The 16,077-nt window shown below is 60.0% G+C and carries 16 protein-coding genes; all 16 read right to left on the reverse strand.

Annotated features, from left to right (window positions below; genetic code table 11):
• Nucleotides 1-10: 10 nt before the first annotated feature.
• Complete coding sequence (locus ACJ8MK_RS13960; RefSeq protein ID WP_193169356.1) at nt 11-997, reverse strand: type VI secretion system-associated protein; 987 nt, start codon at nt 995-997, stop codon at nt 11-13.
• Between the two features lie 28 nt (nt 998-1,025).
• The gene (locus tag ACJ8MK_RS13965) at nt 1,026-1,799 is read right to left on the reverse strand and encodes a PP2C family protein-serine/threonine phosphatase (protein ID WP_015378289.1); all 774 of its coding nucleotides are present in this window, start codon (nt 1,797-1,799) and stop codon (nt 1,026-1,028) included.
• On the reverse strand, nt 1,799-3,541 hold the full coding sequence (gene tagH, locus ACJ8MK_RS13970; RefSeq protein WP_442517835.1) for a type VI secretion system-associated FHA domain protein TagH: 1,743 nt from the start codon (nt 3,539-3,541) through the stop codon (nt 1,799-1,801). The genes ACJ8MK_RS13965 and tagH overlap by 1 nt, the downstream gene beginning before the upstream one ends.
• A 233-nt stretch (nt 3,542-3,774) precedes the next feature.
• Nucleotides 3,775-4,113, reverse strand: a complete 339-nt coding sequence (locus ACJ8MK_RS13975) for a T6SS amidase immunity protein Tai4 family protein (protein ID WP_442517836.1) — start codon at nt 4,111-4,113, stop codon at nt 3,775-3,777.
• Nucleotides 4,114-4,182: 69 nt separating this feature from the next.
• Nucleotides 4,183-4,530, reverse strand: a complete 348-nt coding sequence (locus ACJ8MK_RS13980) for a T6SS amidase immunity protein Tai4 family protein (protein ID WP_202637606.1) — start codon at nt 4,528-4,530, stop codon at nt 4,183-4,185.
• Between the two features lie 18 nt (nt 4,531-4,548).
• On the reverse strand, nt 4,549-5,007 hold the full coding sequence (locus ACJ8MK_RS13985) for a T6SS amidase immunity protein Tai4 family protein (protein ID WP_033653617.1): 459 nt from the start codon (nt 5,005-5,007) through the stop codon (nt 4,549-4,551).
• Entirely contained in the window at nt 5,004-5,507 is a 504-nt protein-coding gene (locus ACJ8MK_RS13990; RefSeq protein WP_071883819.1) for a type VI secretion system amidase effector protein Tae4, read from the reverse strand. Before ACJ8MK_RS13990 ends, ACJ8MK_RS13985 begins: the two co-directional genes overlap by 4 nt.
• A gap of 50 nt (nt 5,508-5,557) precedes the next feature.
• Nucleotides 5,558-6,040, reverse strand: coding sequence for an Hcp family type VI secretion system effector (locus tag ACJ8MK_RS13995; RefSeq protein ID WP_004961372.1), 483 nt, complete (start codon nt 6,038-6,040; stop codon nt 5,558-5,560).
• Between the two features lie 298 nt (nt 6,041-6,338).
• Nucleotides 6,339-6,830: a T6SS effector amidase Tae4 family protein gene (locus tag ACJ8MK_RS14000; RefSeq protein WP_033653618.1), complete on the reverse strand. Its 492-nt coding sequence runs from the start codon at nt 6,828-6,830 to the stop codon at nt 6,339-6,341.
• The gene (locus ACJ8MK_RS14005) at nt 6,827-7,210 is read right to left on the reverse strand and encodes a Rap1a/Tai family immunity protein (protein WP_049194641.1); all 384 of its coding nucleotides are present in this window, start codon (nt 7,208-7,210) and stop codon (nt 6,827-6,829) included. Before ACJ8MK_RS14005 ends, ACJ8MK_RS14000 begins: the two co-directional genes overlap by 4 nt.
• A gap of 67 nt (nt 7,211-7,277) precedes the next feature.
• On the reverse strand, nt 7,278-8,783 hold the full coding sequence (gene tssC, locus ACJ8MK_RS14010) for a type VI secretion system contractile sheath large subunit (protein WP_016927259.1): 1,506 nt from the start codon (nt 8,781-8,783) through the stop codon (nt 7,278-7,280).
• Nucleotides 8,784-8,786: 3 nt separating this feature from the next.
• Nucleotides 8,787-9,323 carry a type VI secretion system contractile sheath small subunit gene (gene tssB / locus ACJ8MK_RS14015; RefSeq protein ID WP_033635026.1) on the reverse strand — a complete coding sequence of 179 codons (537 nt, stop codon included), beginning with the start codon at nt 9,321-9,323 and terminating at the stop codon, nt 8,787-8,789.
• A gap of 121 nt (nt 9,324-9,444) precedes the next feature.
• Nucleotides 9,445-10,476: a type VI secretion system protein TssA gene (gene tssA / locus ACJ8MK_RS14020; protein ID WP_033653619.1), complete on the reverse strand. Its 1,032-nt coding sequence runs from the start codon at nt 10,474-10,476 to the stop codon at nt 9,445-9,447.
• A gap of 23 nt (nt 10,477-10,499) precedes the next feature.
• The gene (gene tagF / locus ACJ8MK_RS14025; protein WP_033647808.1) at nt 10,500-11,219 is read right to left on the reverse strand and encodes a type VI secretion system-associated protein TagF; all 720 of its coding nucleotides are present in this window, start codon (nt 11,217-11,219) and stop codon (nt 10,500-10,502) included.
• 18 nt (nt 11,220-11,237) lie between these two features.
• Nucleotides 11,238-14,873, reverse strand: coding sequence for a type VI secretion system membrane subunit TssM (gene tssM / locus ACJ8MK_RS14030; RefSeq protein WP_442517837.1), 3,636 nt, complete (start codon nt 14,871-14,873; stop codon nt 11,238-11,240).
• Nucleotides 14,873-16,075 carry a DotU family type VI secretion system protein gene (locus ACJ8MK_RS14035; RefSeq protein ID WP_442517845.1) on the reverse strand — a complete coding sequence of 401 codons (1,203 nt, stop codon included), beginning with the start codon at nt 16,073-16,075 and terminating at the stop codon, nt 14,873-14,875. The genes tssM and ACJ8MK_RS14035 overlap by 1 nt, the downstream gene beginning before the upstream one ends.
• Nucleotides 16,076-16,077 lie beyond the last annotated feature (2 nt).

The following is a 16,077-nucleotide window of genomic DNA, read 5'->3' on the forward strand; positions in this document are numbered from 1 at the left end:
TTCCTTATAATCAGTGAGTGGCGCCGTTAACCGACAGGTAGCTGCCGCTGGCGGGATCGACCCGGTCTGCGGCCAGCTTTTCCACCAGCTTGAAGGTCAGCGGAGCGGGGGCGCTCAGCAGCGGTTGCCAGGCGGTTTGCGCCTGCTGCAGGCGCTGTTTGATCTTGTTCTCGTCTGCGGCGTCGACGCGCGGCATTTCAACGATCGCTTCGCCGTTGAACGCCCACGCGTGCAGCTTCGGTTCGAAGCTCAGCAGCAGGAAGCTGCCCGGCGCCTGCGGGTTGCCGCCCAGAACCAGCCGCTGGGCGTTGGCGCTGACGACGGTCAGCGCGCGATCGCCGCCGTTGATCTGCGCCAGCGGATAGCCTTGCAGGAACCACAGCGTCGGCGAGAGGATTTGGCCGCCCTGTTGCAGCGTGACCGCGTCGCTGCCCTGCAGCCAGCCGTCCTCGCCGCAGCGCAGCGCGTCGCCGGCGGGAATGAACAGCGCGCCGCCGTTGGCTTCGTCACGCCAGAAGGTGCGGAAGTGGCAGCCCTGCGGCAGGCTGAAACGCTGAGCCGGCGCGGTGTCCGCTTGCGGAGAGGTCACGGCTACCGCCGCAGGGATCGCCGGCTGCGGCGGGATCTGCGGCTGCTCGACGGCCTCCTGTTTGACCACCGGTTTCCAGCCGCGCGCTTTGGCGGCCTCGCCGCTGGCCAGCTTCTCACCGCGCTTGTCGGTCAGCGTCCAGGGCAGGTGGCCGGTTTTCGGGCACTGCTTTTCCAGCAGATTGCCGACGCGCGGCAGGAAGTCGTTCAGCACCGCCGGATCCTGGCTTTGCGCCGAGACGATGCGCAGCGGGATGCTTTTGCCGCACCAGCTTGCCGGATTGCTGTTTTTGACGTCATCGATAAACACTTCCAGCTTCTGGCTGGGGGAGTAAACCAGGCGATAGTTCATCGCCTGCGCGGTCGGCACCGCCATCAGGGCGACGAGCCCCGGCATCCAATATTTCATAGTGAACCTTGCTGTGAATGTGCGCTGCTCAGTCGCGGCTCAGAAACCGCTCCGCATCCGCCAGCGAATGCAGCAGGGTGGTTTCCTGCGGTGAGCCAATCCAGACGGCGATAGCGCTGTAGTTATCGCTGTTATTGTTTTTCTTCCATGCCTGCTGCATCAGAGCGATCCACTCGCTGGGGGAGTTGACCATGTGCAGCGACTGTTCCAGTTCGGCCTGGCTGAAGCTGTGCCAGAAGCCGTCGGTGCACAGCAGGAAAACGTCGCCGTCTTCCAGCTGCAGCACGTCGCTGTAGGTGGCGTCGCGCTCTTCATTGAGCCCCAGTGCGAAATACAGCAGGTTGCTGTTGATGCCGTTGGTCTGATAACCGGCGTCCTGCATCTGTTGGATCAGGCTATGGTCGGTGGTAACGGCATGCAGGTAGCCGCGGCGGAAGAGATACAGGCGGCTGTCGCCGGCGTGCGCCCAGTAGGCCAGCTGATAATCGCGATCGATAAACAGGCTGACCAGCGTGGTGCCCATCTTGCTGTATTCATCCGACTGCCGCTGCTGCTGGTGGATGGCGGCGTTGGCGCGCGTAATGTGCTGGCGAATGCTCTGGGCGTTCAGGTGCTTTTCGCCGTCGAAGTTTTGCAAAATGGTGTCGCGCGCCAGTTTGGCGGCGATATCGCCGCCCGGAAAGCCGGCGATGCCGTCGCACACCACGAAGCAGGCGGCGCGGTTGCCGAGCACCTCGCCGGTCTGATCCTGGTTGGAGGCGCGGCCGCCCTGGTTGGAGGTAGAGGCTATGGTGATATTCATTACGCGTCCGGTTTGGTCTGTGAGTCTTTGTATTGATTCACTTCAACGTCATAGGCGTGCAGGAAGGCTTCGCCGAACAGGGTGTGGAAATCGTCCTCGATCTCGCCGGAGGTTTGCTGATAGTTCTTCACGAAGTAGTCCCACAGCGCAGCCTTGCGGTTGGCGGGCAGCGACAGACGCGGCGCCACACCTTCCTTGCGCGCTTCCTCTTCGAGACGCTCCGGGTTGAACGACTGCAGCATGGCGGCGATGATGGCGCGGATGCCGGCGATCATCCCCAGCTGGTGCGCCTGCAGGTCGATCAGCGCGTCGCGCACCGCCTGCTCCGGCGGCATAAAGCCCGGCATCTGGCTGCCGAACATCTGCATCAGCACCGTTTTGCCCGAAGGCAGCAGCTTGAACGGGTTGTTGGCCTCGTCGAGGATCATGGTCATCTCGGCCTTCACGCCGCGCTTGAGGATAGAGCGGGATGAGAGCAGGGCGACGGTGCCTTGCGAGAACAGGCTCAGCAGGCGACCAGCCTGGCGGATCTGTTGTTCGTCGAAGTGCGGCTGCGGCTGCAGATCGTCTAGACCGATGCCTTGCAGCAGCGCCGCCAGCAACGGCCCTTCCAATGTGTCGCCATTCGGCGCGGCGGCATGTTGCCGCTGGGCGGACTGGTAGGCAACCGGATCGATACCCAGGCGGTTGCCCTGGCGCGGGCGCGGCGGCTGCACGGGTGGTTCCTGCTGGCTGAACTGCGGCGTGGGTTGGGGCTGCGTCTCGGGGATTTGCACGGGCGGTGGCGTCGGCTGTGGGCGCGGCGCTTGCGGTTGTGCGGCGATCGGCGGCGGAGACGGCGGCGCGGGCGGCTGTACCGGTTCCTCCGGCTGGGCCAGCGGCACGGCGCCGCCCATCAGCAGCCCCAGCGGATCGTTGCTGTTCAACGCTTCTGGCGAAGCGGGCGCGGATGAACCGCCGAACAGCGCCAGCGGATCCAGCTCTTGCTCCGGTTGCTGCGTTTTTTGGGTGGGAGCCGCCGGGCGCGACGGCGCAGCCTGCTCCGCCAGCAGCGCGCTGGGGGTGGTATCGGCCAGGATGTGTTCGCGCTCAAAGGTGGTGTCGGTGTTGAACAGCGCTGCCGGATCGGTTTGCTGCTGCTGCAGCTGGCGCAGATCGACATCGCCCGCCAGCTGAGCCAGCGGATCGGCCGGGTTCAGCTCGCGAGCGGGGGTATCCAGCAGCGGGTGGTTGCCTGGATTGGCGACCGGCGGCGGTGTGGCTGTGGCGGTGGCCGGCGCATTCGGCGTGAATTCTTCCACCAGGCTGTCCCAGATTTCGTTGGGGATTGGCGCGGCGGATTTTTCTTTGGCGGCGGCTGCAGGGGCCGCAGCAGCGGCAACGGCGGCGGCCTTGGCCACCGGTTGAGCCTGTGGCGCGGCGTGCTGTTGCAGCGCGCTGACTTCAATCTGGTAATCGTCGATGCCGAGCACGTCGCCGTCCTGCAGTTCAACCTGGCGGCCACGTTCCAGCGGAATGTCGTTCAGCAGCACGCGGGTAACGTTGCCGCGGTTGGTGATGCGGCATTCGCCGTCAGCGGAAATATGCACGATCGCCTGCAGGCGAGAAATGGCGCGCTCTTCGTCCGGCAGCACCAGGTTGTTGTCCACGCTGCGGCCGATGGTGCCGCCCGGCGGCAGAAAATCGCAACTGCTCTGCGGCGGAACCTGGCCGCTTTTATTTTTTACAATGGAAAATCGCATAAGGCATTCCTGCTGATTAGGAGGTAGTGCAATAATTAATGATTCGATCTGTGGCTTGCCAAAATTGGCGGGTATTTTGGCAAGCCATTAAGTTGTTTCTTAACTCGTTCACTAAGGCTTGTTGTGGTCTTAATTTTACGAAATGCTTTTGTTATTAATTGAAGGCTTGTTGATTAGAGAATTGAAATTAGATTTCTTGATTATCCCAAGGTAACTACCCTCTTATAACTAATTTACTGATTAGAGTAGCGAGAAAAGATGACGTTAGCTTCACTGGCGCTCTGCAGCGAAAGGCACGCTAAAATATGATAACTCCCTTTTACTGAGCCTTGGTTATTTTTATTGACATACTGTTCAGCCAGTTTTTCACCTTGTTCGAATGCATCCAGAGGCAGTTCACTCAATTCTAAATAGGCGGCGGCGGAACGGAAGGCGTCTTGTTTGGTTTTTACTGAGTCAGTGGACTTCCCAATGCAGCGGCTGACTAACCAATTTTTATATAGTGCCTCTTGCGATAAAGCGTTGAGCGAGTTTTCAGCAAGGGCTACATGGCTTCCGAGCAGCAGAGACATTAAAAAGTACGTGTATCTTCTCATCCGAGATAACCTTTGATACGAGCCGTCGTTTGAGCAACTTTGATATCAGTTGTCGTCTTTCCCTTGGTACTTCTTGATGATGGCTTGCAACGCTTGGCTATGTACAAGATCGATGCACTTTGCCATCGTCATCGGCTCCCCAGACATGCTGTCATAGGGCTTTGCCAGAAATTCTTTTGCCAGCGCCCTGACAGCGGTATGCGCTTCCAGAGAATAATCGCCGAACTCCATGTAACCCCTGGCGGCAGCGGCGGCATCGTTTTTGACTTCTTTTGCTGAGTACCCCTCGGCGATACAAACGCTAAGCGCGTAGTTTTTGAGGTACTCGGCAGGGGAGTAGTCAATTTTTGTCGCTGCATTAGCGTTCAACGTTGCGGCGATGGCCACAGTCAGTAAGATTCTTTTCACTGATTATTTCCGAGGAGGATTTTCATTTATTCTATCCGGATTGTCTTTCACCCAATTATCATTAGGGCGCTGTACATAGTCTTTCGCAAGTTTGTCAAGATCTTTACTATGGTACATATCCATGCACTTCATTAAGTCTAAGCGGCTTTTCCCATCCTTAGCATTGTAATTCTTTTGCAAGTACTGCTTTGTCAGCGCAATGATAGGGGATTCTTCATCACGAATTGCATAGTATGACCACGCATCGATTCCATTCGATGAGGCAATTGCATCTTTGCTGGCTTCTGGTGATGTCTTATAAGCGACTGAAATGCAGTAGGTTAGAGCGATATCTTTATAGTTTTGCAAATAGTTTCTGTATGCTGCCTGTGGTGGCCACTTTTCAATAGGTTCTTCTTGATTTTTCTGTGCTATAGCACAAGTGGCATATAGACAAAAAAAGGAGATAAGGATTTTTTTCATCTCAATACCCAAAAGTTAGCGTAATTTGTTGTATAGCGAGCTTCTGGTTCATTGAAATAACAATGATCATAACAATCGCCGTTCCCATTCCAGAGCGTAGCATGTCCTCCGGCATCGCTCCAACCTGCAATTTCAAACAATATGATCCCCTTCTTTCCTGCTAATTCACCACCACCTGGAGGAGGGAACTTGACTCGAAGGTCGGGTTTGCCCCAGATCTTTGTCAAATAAGCGATAAGATCTTTAACTCTAAAAAAATACCATTGACGATCGGCACCTGATACGGTCTGATCTTTTACATAAGGAATGGGAAAGCCAGATTTATTCAAGATGTAGCTCATGCGTACAGCGCAGGTGTTTTCCCACTTTCCATTAGGCGCAATATTCATGGCTACACGCCCACCGATAATCTCGGCAACATTCTGAGCTGAATATTGCGCGTTATATATTTTAGTGCTTGCAGCCCATGCGGCTGAAAAAATGGGGCGGTTATTATTCATTGTTATTTCCCTATATTAGACCCCCGGCCGTAACCGGGGGGGCATACAAATTAAGCTTCGCGGTTTTCCTTGATGTTCCAACCTGCGCTGCTTTCGGCGCCTTTGCCGCCTTTGTCGCTCTGCTCCCAGTATTGCTGTTTCACTTTCGCCGCCTGGAAGGAGTAGGTGACGCCCACGGTGTCTTCGCCGCCTGCGCCGGTGTACTGCACGGCGGTGACCAGCACGTCGTCCAGGGTGATTTTAACGTACTCAACCTGAGTACCGCCCGCCTTGCAGACAGACAACTCAACCTTGGTCAGGTGCTTACCGCTGGAGCAGTGCTTCAGCAGCGCCGGGGTTGACTTGTCGACCAGCGCGTTAACGTGCAGATCGTTGAAGCACACTTTGCCAGCGCCACCGCCGCCGCCAACGCCCATATTGCCCGGTTGAGAAGCGCCCCAGGAGAAAGAAGTAATGTCGGTCCAGCCTTTGTGATTCGAATCTTTAGATTCGCCGCTGGCACCTTCAACTTTCAGGAACATATCAATAGCCATAGTTTCTTCACTCTTTATTAAGGGTTAACAGTAGTATTAACGTTACGTTGAAAAACTCAGGTAATAGCAGCAGGAATTGCAAGTGTGGTAATGCATTACCAATTTATATCCTTGTGCCATGCACCTTATTAAATACCGAAAACTATCGGTACGGGTTACCGAGCCACTATTAAGTGCTAATGGCTCAATGCTTAATTATTTCGCGTTATCTTGGTCCATGTGCGTTCTGGATTGCTTGCTATGAGCAAGCATGCAGTTAAACCAAACCTCATGCATGTACTGACAAGCCGATGGAACACTAGCTTAATTCCCAAAACCAGACTTCTTTGCAGTTAAAATAGCAATGGGAATGGCAGGTCAATAGCGAGTTTTCTGGTTCGATAAGATCAATGTGTCCGCCATCATAGTTGGTTATTTTATTGAAGAACACGACGCCTTTTTTATTACCGATACCCTTCTCTGCATCTGGAGCATTAAAGAAAATGTTGGCTTTGCCAAAACTACTGGAGCGATGCAACTGATCGGCCAGCAGTTTGGCTCCAGGTTCAATTGTTTTACCCTTATAGGCGCCTTTTTTGATTGGCAGGCGGCCTTTGAAGCTGATGCCGGCTTTCAACAGCGCCAGGCTCATGCGGACGGCACAGGTATTGGCATAACCAGGGTTTTGCTTTAGAAGCGTATCAAGCTCATAACCAATCTCGGCGTAAACGGCTTCTGCGGCCAAATATCCCGGGCTAGAGTAATCAGAGGAGTAATGGCTGCTTTTTAGCTGACGATATAATGGTTTCATGCTTTGCCTCCTTTGCAGGGGAAGCGAGTCGCCAGAGCCTCTTCAATCAGGGAGGCTGCCCTTTCGTGCAGGCGCGCAGCGGGAAGTTTATTAAAGAATTCGAACACAAACTCCTGCAGAGTGACGGTTTGTAGCTGGCTGTATTGGCACCAGCTTTTTCCTTCCGTCGCGTCCAGCACGCCCAGCAAATAAATCCGCGCTTTCTCTTTTTCCTGTTTATCTGCACTGCGATAGAAACGGAAAAAGTCGCTGCCTGGCAGATTGACATCATCGGACGTCAAATGCTGTCTCGTTGTCTGCTCTGCGAAAGCTGGCGGCGCGGCGGAGAGCGAGCAGACGACTGCCAACAGCGATGCCAGATAAAACCGTTTTGTCTTCATCTTTCTTTCCCTGTGATGAGGTTAATGTATCAGCCAGGCCGCACTATCGCGGCCTGACTTCAGCCCATCAGGACGCGTCGTTTTGCTTCAGCGAAGGCAGCTTCGACACCAGGCGCAGGGAGACGGTCAGGCCTTCCAGCTGGTAGTGCGGGCGCAGGAAGAACTTGGCGCTGTAATAGCCCGGGTTGTCTTCGATCTCTTCCACCTGCACTTCCGCCGCGGCCAGCGGTTTGCGCGACTTGGTTTCCTGCGAGGAGTTGGCCGGATCGCCGTCCACGTAGTTCATGATCCAGTCGTTCAGCCAGCGTTCCATGTCGTCGCGCTCGCGGAAGGAGCCAATTTTGTCGCGCACGATGCACTTCAGGTAATGCGCGAAGCGGCAGCAGGCGAACAGGTACGGCAGGCGCGCGGAAAGCTGGGCATTGGCGGAGGCGTCGGCATCGTAGTATTCCGCCGGCTTCTGCAGCGACTGCGCGCCGATAAAGGCGGCGAAGTCGGAGTTTTTGCGGTGCACCAGCGGCATAAAGCCGTTTTTGGCCAGCTCGGCTTCGCGGCGATCGCTGATGGCGATCTCAGTCGGGCACTTCATGTCCACGCCGCCGTCGTCGCTCGGGAAGGTGTGGCACGGCAGGTTTTCCACCGCGCCGCCGGATTCCACCCCGCGAATGGCGGTGCACCAGCCGAACTCTTTGAACGAACGGTTGATGTTGGCGGCCATGGCGTAGGCGGCGTTGGTCCAGGTGTAGTTGCCGTGGGTCGCGCCGTCGGTGTCTTCTTCGAAGTCAAACTCGTCCACCGGGTTGGTGCGGATGCCGTACGGCAGGCGCGCCAGGAAGCGCGGCATCACCAGACCCAGGTAGCGCGCGTCTTCCGACTCGCGCAGGCTGCGCCAGGCGGCGTACTCGGTGTTCTGGAAAATCTTGGTCAGATCGCGCGGGTTGGAGAGCTCCTGCCAGGACTCCATCTGCATTACGCTTGGCGCGGTGCCGGCGATGAACGGGCAGTGCGAGGCGGCGCCGATCTTGGCCATTTCGCCCAGCAGCTCCACGTCCTGCGGGCTGTGATCGAAGTAGTAGTCGCCCACCAGGCAGCCGAACGGTTCGCCGCCGAACTGGCCATACTCTTCTTCGTAGACTTTCTTGAAGATCGGGCTCTGGTCCCAGCCCACGCCTTTATAACGCTTCAGCGTGCGGCCTAGCTCCTGTTTGGAAATGCTCATGAAGCGGATCTTCAGCATCTCGTCGGTTTCGGAGTTGTTGACCAGATAATGCAGGCCGTGCCAGGCGCCTTCCAGCTTCTGGAAGTCGTCGTGGTGAATGATCTGGTTGATCTGCTGCGACAGCTTTTCGTCGATTTCCGCGATCAGCGCCTGGATGGTGCGGTAGGCGTCGGAAGAAACGGTGACGGTGTTTTCCAGCGCCTGCTGCGCCAGGGTTTTCACCGCGTTCTCGACCGCTTCTTTGGCCTGATCGGTCTTCGGCCGGAACTCTTTGTTCAGCAGCGCGCTGAATTCATCGCTGGAAAAAGTCTCGGTGGTCTGCAACGCATTTTGTTGCTGAGGCGAGTTGCTCATCGATTAATCCTCACGCTCGTTGTTTTCGTCGTTAACCGCCGGCTTCGGCGCGTCGGTCAGGGATTGCAGCAGCGCCGGGTTTTGCAGGATCTTGGAGATCAGCTCTTCGGCGCCGTTCTTGCCGTCCATGTAGGACAGCAGGTTGGAAAGCTGGGTGCGGGCGTCCAGCAGATTGTCCAGCGCGTCGACCTTGCGGGCGATGGCGGCGGGGGAGAAGTCTTCCATGCTTTCGAAGGTCAGATCGATGTTCAGCTTGCCTTCGCCGGTCAGGGTGTTGTCGACCTGATAAGCGACGCGCGGCTTCAGCGATTTCATGCGCTCGTCGAAGTTGTCGACGTCGATCTCCATGAACTTGCGCTCTTCCACGCTGGCTTGCGGATCGACCGCTTTCCCCACCAGATCCGCCATCACGCCCATCACGAACGGCAGCTGGATTTTGCGCTCTGCGCCATAAATTTCGACATCGTATTCAATCTGTACGCGCGGCGCGCGGTTGCGGGCGATGAATTTCTGCCCGCTGCGGGATTTCGAGTTTGACATGATTTACTCCATCTAATGGCGATTGGGAACGCGCCTCGTCCGGCTGGGAGAGTCAGGTTCTGATTCGGGTCTGCGCCGGGGCAGACGGTATCGGATGCGTCAAGAGAACAAAGGTCGGCGGCTAGCTGTTCTCCTCGTTGTCGGGGCGACCGAGAATGGTCTCCAGTTGGTTAAGCCCATCGGGCGCCAAATCGCGGACGATTTGCATAAAGTCCAGCGTAATCAACCGCTGGACCCGATCGATCATCAGCGGCGCCGGGTGGCTCGGCTCATGAAGACGAAAATAGTTTTTCACCTTGTCCAGCATCAGCTGGGCGTCGTCGCGCGACTGGATCTGCGCGCTGCGCCAGTTGAGCGGGGCGGTGGCGCTCTGCACGGCGGCGGGTGGCTGCACGGCGGCGGCTTCCGGCGGGGCGTCGGGTTCGGCGGCGGCCGGGGCCTCGCTCTGGCCGGCGAGCGCCACCAGGGAAAAGACCTTGGTGAGCGCGCTCATTTCCGGCAGCGCGCTTTCCCCCAGATGACGGGTCACTTCGCCGCGAATGGCGCTCAGGGTGTTGGCGATGCGCGCCACCAGGGCGCCTTCGGGGCGATCCTGTTGCGCCAGTTCATCCTGCAGCCGTGCGCGGCCGCCGGGAAAATTGGGGCACTCCTGCTTGCTGCCGTCGAGCAGGGCGCCGGCATCGCGCAGCGAGATTTCACCGGCGGCGCTTTTCAGCAGCGGCGCGGCGCGCACGCTGGCGGCCAGCGCGGCTTTGTCGCCAAGGTCGGCCAGCGCGTTGATGCGAAACAGCGGGTCGGCCTCGCCGTCGAACTCCAGCGGCGGCTGCAGGGCGTCCCAGTAACGGGCCATCGACTGGTGGATCAGCGTCAGCCCGTCGGCGTAGCCCGGCAACCCGCGCAGCTGGGTCCAGGCGCGGGTGAGATACAGCATGACGCGCAGGTCTTTGGTGCGCGTCAGCAGCGAGGTCGCGAGGCGTTCGACCTGCACCCAATCCGGCGCTTCTTCCGGGATGATGGTGCTGCCGAACTGTTGTTCGGCCTTGCCGGTGGCGGCTTGTTCCATCGCCAGAAAGTCGGCGTCGTATTCCAGGTTGTCGCCGCAGGGATTGTCCGCGTCGACCGGGGTCAGCAGGGTATCGGTGTCGATAGCCATAAAATTTCCTTCAACGAGCGATGTTAATCAAACATTTGCGGGTACTGGCCGCCGCGGCCGGGGCGCGCCCAGCCGTTGGGCTCGAACAGCAGTGAAAACAGCTGCACGGTGAGGTTGCCGCTGTGCACGTGGGTGTAGAGCGGGTGTCCGTCGGCCTGATTGGTCCACCAGAAACTGGTGTACTGCGCCGGGTCGAAACAGTCGGCGGCCTGTTGCCAGCCGAGGCCCGGTACGTCCGGATGCTGGAAACCGATAATCGACAATATCTCGGAATCCGCTTCCGCCGGCGGGCTGGGCAGCGCCGGGATCGCCTGCAACGTGCGGTCGATCTGCTCGGCGGAGAAACCGTTGCGCACGCCGTTCAGCAGGGTATAACCGAGCTGTTGGTACCAGCTCGCCGCCATGTTCAGCTGTTGCGGCCGCCAATCCTGTTGGCTGAACAGGCGCAGCGCGCAGATCGGGTAGCGTCGCCCGACGCGATCGCGCGCCGGCAACAGGCAACCCATCTGCACGTACGGGCTGCCGAGCGTGGCGGGGATCACGAAGTTCCACACCGGTGCGTTGCTGAACGGGTGGCCGTTCGGCCCCTGCGCATCGCGCTGCAAATTCACCAGCCCGTTATGGAACCAGTGGGCCCAGTTGTTGACCACCGGATCGGGCAGGCGGCGTTGCAGGAAGTCGCCGGCGGAAGGGAGTTTGCCGTACCAGCCGATGCTCGTCGGGGCGCTTGAATCAGTGCTCATGGTCATGTCCTTTCGGGGCTACGGGCACGAGAAGGCCGGCAGTTGGAACGGATTGCGAATGCTGTTGGGCGTGAACTCCAGCGTGACGCGGTGGCCGTCGAGATTGAAGGTCGCCTGGCGGCCGAGGCCGCCGGTGCCCGAAGATTGCGCCATGTCTACCAGGCGGTTCAGCGCCCACGGCCCGCTGGTCACCAGGCTGGCGGTGGTGCCGTTGGCCAGTGCCAGCTGCAGATGCACCTGGTTGGTATTGCGGGTGCCCGGCCAGCTGACCACCAGCGGCACCTGCGGGCCGTGGCTGTATTTGAACAGCTGCCCGTCGATATCCAGCGTCAGGTTGAGGATGTCGTTATCCATCCGCACCGGCCGCACGGTCACGCGGTAAGAGGGCGTCGCGGTGCCGTTGGCGAAAAAGGCGTCGCGGATGCGCTGCGCCTGCTGGAACGAACGCAGGATGCCTTCGCCGCCGGGCAGCGTTTTGCCGTCCACGCCGGGCGTGAAACGCCAGTTGGCGCGGGTGGTGTCGACCTTGCCCTGCAGGTTGTCGCGGAAGAAGCTGTCCATCAGTCCGCTGTTCGGCGCGAACATGCGCGCCAGATCGTCCGGCGTCACCTCCTGGCGCGCCCGTGCCACCAGCGGATAACGGCCGGCGATCGCCTGGCGGCAGAAACTGCCGACCTCGAAGCTGATGCGCTTTTTCACGTTCTCCATCTCTTTGCGCTGGGTGTCGCTGCTGGCGCCGATCGCCAGCGACAGCAGCATCTGTTTGAACGGCACCGGCAAGCGGCCGGATTCGGCCTGCAGACGCGGGATGATGTCGCTCGGTGGCGCCGACATGCCGCTGTTGGCCGCGCCCTGAACCGCCGTCAGATAGCTGTACAGCTCATCGACCTGCTTGAGCACGCTGTCGAAAGGGATCGCCTTATTGCCTTCGCCCTGGCTTTGCGCCAGCTCCAGCAGCGGCGCGAAGTGCGCCATCACCAGCTGTTCCGGCTGGGCGGATACGTCGCCGTCGGCGTTGGCCGGCCGGTTGGTGAACAGCGCTTCCAGCGTGCGGTTGGCGTTTTGATTCAGTCTGTCTTCGGTTTTGGCCAGCAGCGAGCGGGAGTCGGCGTCGCTTTTCTCGTCGCGCAGGGTGACGTTTTTGCTGACGTTGACCAGCAGGTTACGCATCGGCGATGGGTTGCCGGACAGCAGGCGCGCGCTGCTGATGCGCTGGGTCAGGTTGCCGATGTTGGCCAGCTGGATATCCCCCAGCAGCTCATCCCAGGCGCTGATGAAGTCCTGCATGTACAGCTGGCGGATGGTCTTGGTCAGGTCGGCGCTCTTCTGCTCCGGCGTCTGGCTGTTCAACACCCAGACGTCTTCCTTGCGCAGGGTGTCGGTCACCGGATCGATGTTGTCGTTGAACGCTTTCCAATACCCCTGCGAGGTAAACAGACCCGGCACGCCGTCGGTCACCGGTTTGCCGCTTTTGCGGCTGAATGCCAGCTCGGTCTGCGGGCCGGCCAAATCGACCAGGCTGACCGGCTTGATGTCGGTCTGCTTTAGCAGCAGGCGCTTGAGGCGGCCGTAGACGCGCTGCGACAGCGGCGCCCGGTTGATGGCAGCCTGCGCCTGCGCCACCAGTTGGTCGTCTTTGGCGTAAGGCGAGGCCTGGATCTGCGCATCCAGCAGCTGGCCCAAATGCCATTCGATCTGCTGCAGCTGTTTCTGGGTGCTGCCCTGCGGCAGGTTGCGCTGCAGGTTGAGCATCACCCAGGCGCGCAGGAATTTGCCGTCGTACTGCTTCGGCAGATACAGCATCTGGTAGGCCTTCAGCGCTTCGTAGCTGAAGTCCGCATCGCCGTGGTTGTCGTTGCGCAGCGTGGTGGCGATCTGTTGCGCCACCTGCGGCAGCAGCAGCTCTTTCAGCGCTTTTTGGTACAGCGCATTGCCGGCGTCGCTCACCTGATCGCCGCGGAACAGCCCCATGCGGTAGGTGAACGGCGGATCGTCCAGCGAAAAGTTCTGGCTGTCCGGCAGGTGCAGCAGGCTGTTGAGGAACGGCAGCAGCGAGAACATGTCGCCGTTGCCCAACTGCGTCAGGTTTTGCCCCTGGCGCTCGACGCCGGGCACCTTGGCGGCCACTTCCGCCAGATAGGCCTTGTTGTTGCCGTAGCTGGTGAACCAGAGCATCGCCAGCACCGCCAGGATCACCGCCAGCGCGATGTAACCCGCCCAGTGCAGGGCGCGGTTGCGGTATTCCCACCAGCGGTTGCGGCCCGCCAGCCCGGATTCCTGGAAGACCACCGATTCCAACGTCTCTTTCAGGAAGAAGCTTTGGCCCTTGGCCGCCGGGATTGGCGCTTCCTGGCCCACGCTGTCCCAGGCCGCGTTGGCCTGCGCCCCTGAGTTTGCCGTCGGCAGCTGCAGATAGCGGTTCAGCTCGCCCATCACCCGGTCGAACGGCAGGCCTTCCTGCGTGCCGCTGGTGAAATAGATGCCGCGCGGGGTAAAGCGGGTTTCAAAACTGGAGGTGGCGAACACCTGCTCCAGGTATTGGCCGAGCAGCGAGCGCAGCGCGGCGAACTCCTGCGGGAACAGGTAGCTTTCGGCGCGCTGGCGCGCGTCGTGCTCCATCAGCAGCGTATCAGGCAGCGCCGCGTCCAGCCGCTGTTGCAGCAGGGCGTATTGCTGTTCGAAAGCGGCGTTCAGGTTGAAGTCCGGCTGCCGCGAGCGCTCGTAAGGGAAGGTGAACCCCCAGATCTGGTCGCGCTGTGCTTTGTCGAAGCTGCCGAAGTAGGCCATAAAGCCGTTGAGCAGGTCGGTTTTGGTGACCAGCACATAGACCGGGAAGTGAATGCCCAGCTGTTCGTGCAGTTCGATCAGGCGTTTGCGCAGCGCGCTGGCCTGGGCGGCGCGCGCTTCGGCGCTGTCGCTCAGCAGATCGGCGACGCTGATGGTCACCATCACGCCGTTGATCGGCTGACGGGTGCGGTATTTTTTCAGCAGCGCGACGAAGCTTTGCCACTCGCCGGCGTCTTCTTCGCGCTGGCTTTCCTGCGTGGTGTAGCGGCCGGCGGTGTCGAGCAGCACGGCGTCGTTGGTAAACCACCAGTCGCAGTTGCGGGTGCCGCCCACGCCGCGCAGCGCGGATTTGCCGAAGCGATCCGCCAGCGGGAAGTGCAGGCCGGAGTTGACCAGCGCGGTGGTCTTGCCGGCGCCGGGCGCGCCGATGATCACATACCACGGCAGCTGGTACAGGTACTGGCGGCTAAAGCGGGTCATCCAGCGGTGTTTGCCGTCGCCCTGGCCCGGTGTGAAGCGCGCCTTTTTCAGCAGCTGCGCCGCTTCGTCGAAGCGCTGCGCCAACTGATCGTCTTGTTTGACCTCGGGCTTGCCGTCTTCCGCCGGCACCGCTTCGGCGGCGCGCAGGTTGCTCAGCAGGCGGCTGTTGAACCAGGCGCTGTAGAGGCGCGGGATCAGTCGGCACAGGAACCAGATCAGGTAGATAACGCCGATGGCGATCTGGCGGTTGAGTTCCGGCTCCAGCGGGCGATAGTCGCCGATGGCCACCAGCGGGCCGATCATCCAGATGATGAACGCCAGCGCGGTAATGCCGACAAAGCCCCACAGCAGGCGGCTGGTGATGATGGAGAATAACGTACTGAGCATTACTTTCCGGTTCCTTGCGGCAAGCCGTTGATTTCCGCCTGAGTATTTTCCGGGGCGACCAACAGCGTAATTTCTACCCGGCGGTTCAACGCGCGGTTCACTTTGTTATCGTTCGGCGCGACGGGATTGCTCTCGCCGCGGCCCTCGGCCTTGACACGCTGCGGGTTGGCGAGGTGCTTTTGCAACCGGGCGCTGACCGCTTCGGCGCGCGCCAGCGACAGCTCCCAGTTGGAGGCGAAACGGGCGCTGCGGATCGGCACGTTGTCGCTGTAGCCGGTGACCAGGATTTTGCCGCTGACGCCGTTCATGGCGGCGGCGATGCGGTCGATAACCGGAATATAGTTGGCGCGCACCGTGGTGGCGGCGGAGTCGAACAGCCCGTCGCCTTTGAGGATCACCACGCTTTGCTGCGCTTCGTCGCGCACCACCACCAGCCCTTCGGCGATCTCTTTGCGCAGGAAGCTTTTCAGGCTCAGCGTCGGCGGCGCGGCCGGCGCCGGGTTACCGATCGCCACCTGCGGCAGATTGGTTTGGTAAATCGCCGCCAGCACCGGGCTGGTGTTGTCGCCCAGCCGCCAGTTGAGGGCGATGAACAGCAGCGAAGCCAGGAAGCCGGTCAGCGCCACGCAGGCCCACAGCGGCACCAGCGGGCGCCACAGTTTCTGCTGTACCGGCAGATCCAGCGCATGGGGCGACAGCGGCGGGGCATAGCCGCCGCGCACCGACCGGATCAGCTGCAGCAGGCGCTGTTTCATGGTTTCCAGCTGCGAGCGGCCGTTTTCCATCACCCGGTAGCGGCCTTCAAAGCCCAGCAGCAGGCAATAATTGATCAGCTCCAGCAGGTTGATGTGCTCGCGCGGGCTTTGCGACAGCTTGGCCAGCAGCTGGAAGAATTTCTCGCCGCCCCAGGTTTCGTTATGGAAGGTCACCAGCAGCCCGCTGCCGGACCACACGCTGTTGCTGCCCCACGGGGTCAGCGCCGCCGCTTCATCCAGCGCGGTGCACAGGCAATAACGCGCGCCGATGATCACCTCGTACGGCAGGTTGGTGCGTTGGCCGCGGATCTCGAAGCGGCGCATTTCGTCGATCAGCTGTTGGCGCAGCTGCGCCGGGTTGGCGTGCGTGGCCGATTGGCGGATCTGCGAAATGGCGTTCAGCAGCGGGTTGGCGGCGTCCACCAGCGGGTTGGCCGCCGGCGCCATGC

The organism is Serratia sp. CY38905 (genome assembly GCF_052168875.1).
In the GTDB taxonomy this organism is placed as follows: domain Bacteria; phylum Pseudomonadota; class Gammaproteobacteria; order Enterobacterales; family Enterobacteriaceae; genus Serratia; species Serratia sarumanii.

What these genes read in the sequence shown, in the direction of transcription:
- ACJ8MK_RS13960 (WP_193169356.1), bottom strand. Translation starts at nt 997, where the DNA reads ATGAAATATTGGATGCCGGGGCTCGTCGCCCTGATGGCGGTGCCGACC.
- ACJ8MK_RS13965 (WP_015378289.1), bottom strand. Translation starts at nt 1,799, where the DNA reads ATGAATATCACCATAGCCTCTACCTCCAACCAGGGCGGCCGCGCCTCC.
- tagH (WP_442517835.1), bottom strand. Translation starts at nt 3,541, where the DNA reads ATGCGATTTTCCATTGTAAAAAATAAAAGCGGCCAGGTTCCGCCGCAG.
- ACJ8MK_RS13975 (WP_442517836.1), bottom strand. Translation starts at nt 4,113, where the DNA reads ATGTCTCTGCTGCTCGGAAGCCATGTAGCCCTTGCTGAAAACTCGCTC.
- ACJ8MK_RS13985 (WP_033653617.1), bottom strand. Translation starts at nt 5,007, where the DNA reads ATGAAAAAAATCCTTATCTCCTTTTTTTGTCTATATGCCACTTGTGCT.
- ACJ8MK_RS13990 (WP_071883819.1), bottom strand. Translation starts at nt 5,507, where the DNA reads ATGAATAATAACCGCCCCATTTTTTCAGCCGCATGGGCTGCAAGCACT.
- ACJ8MK_RS13995 (WP_004961372.1), bottom strand. Translation starts at nt 6,040, where the DNA reads ATGGCTATTGATATGTTCCTGAAAGTTGAAGGTGCCAGCGGCGAATCT.
- ACJ8MK_RS14000 (WP_033653618.1), bottom strand. Translation starts at nt 6,830, where the DNA reads ATGAAACCATTATATCGTCAGCTAAAAAGCAGCCATTACTCCTCTGAT.
- ACJ8MK_RS14005 (WP_049194641.1), bottom strand. Translation starts at nt 7,210, where the DNA reads ATGAAGACAAAACGGTTTTATCTGGCATCGCTGTTGGCAGTCGTCTGC.
- tssC (WP_016927259.1), bottom strand. Translation starts at nt 8,783, where the DNA reads ATGAGCAACTCGCCTCAGCAACAAAATGCGTTGCAGACCACCGAGACT.
- tssB (WP_033635026.1), bottom strand. Translation starts at nt 9,323, where the DNA reads ATGTCAAACTCGAAATCCCGCAGCGGGCAGAAATTCATCGCCCGCAAC.
- tssA (WP_033653619.1), bottom strand. Translation starts at nt 10,476, where the DNA reads ATGGCTATCGACACCGATACCCTGCTGACCCCGGTCGACGCGGACAAT.
- tagF (WP_033647808.1), bottom strand. Translation starts at nt 11,219, where the DNA reads ATGAGCACTGATTCAAGCGCCCCGACGAGCATCGGCTGGTACGGCAAA.
- tssM (WP_442517837.1), bottom strand. Translation starts at nt 14,873, where the DNA reads ATGCTCAGTACGTTATTCTCCATCATCACCAGCCGCCTGCTGTGGGGC.
- ACJ8MK_RS14035 (WP_442517845.1), bottom strand. Translation starts at nt 16,075, where the DNA reads ATGGCGCCGGCGGCCAACCCGCTGGTGGACGCCGCCAACCCGCTGCTG.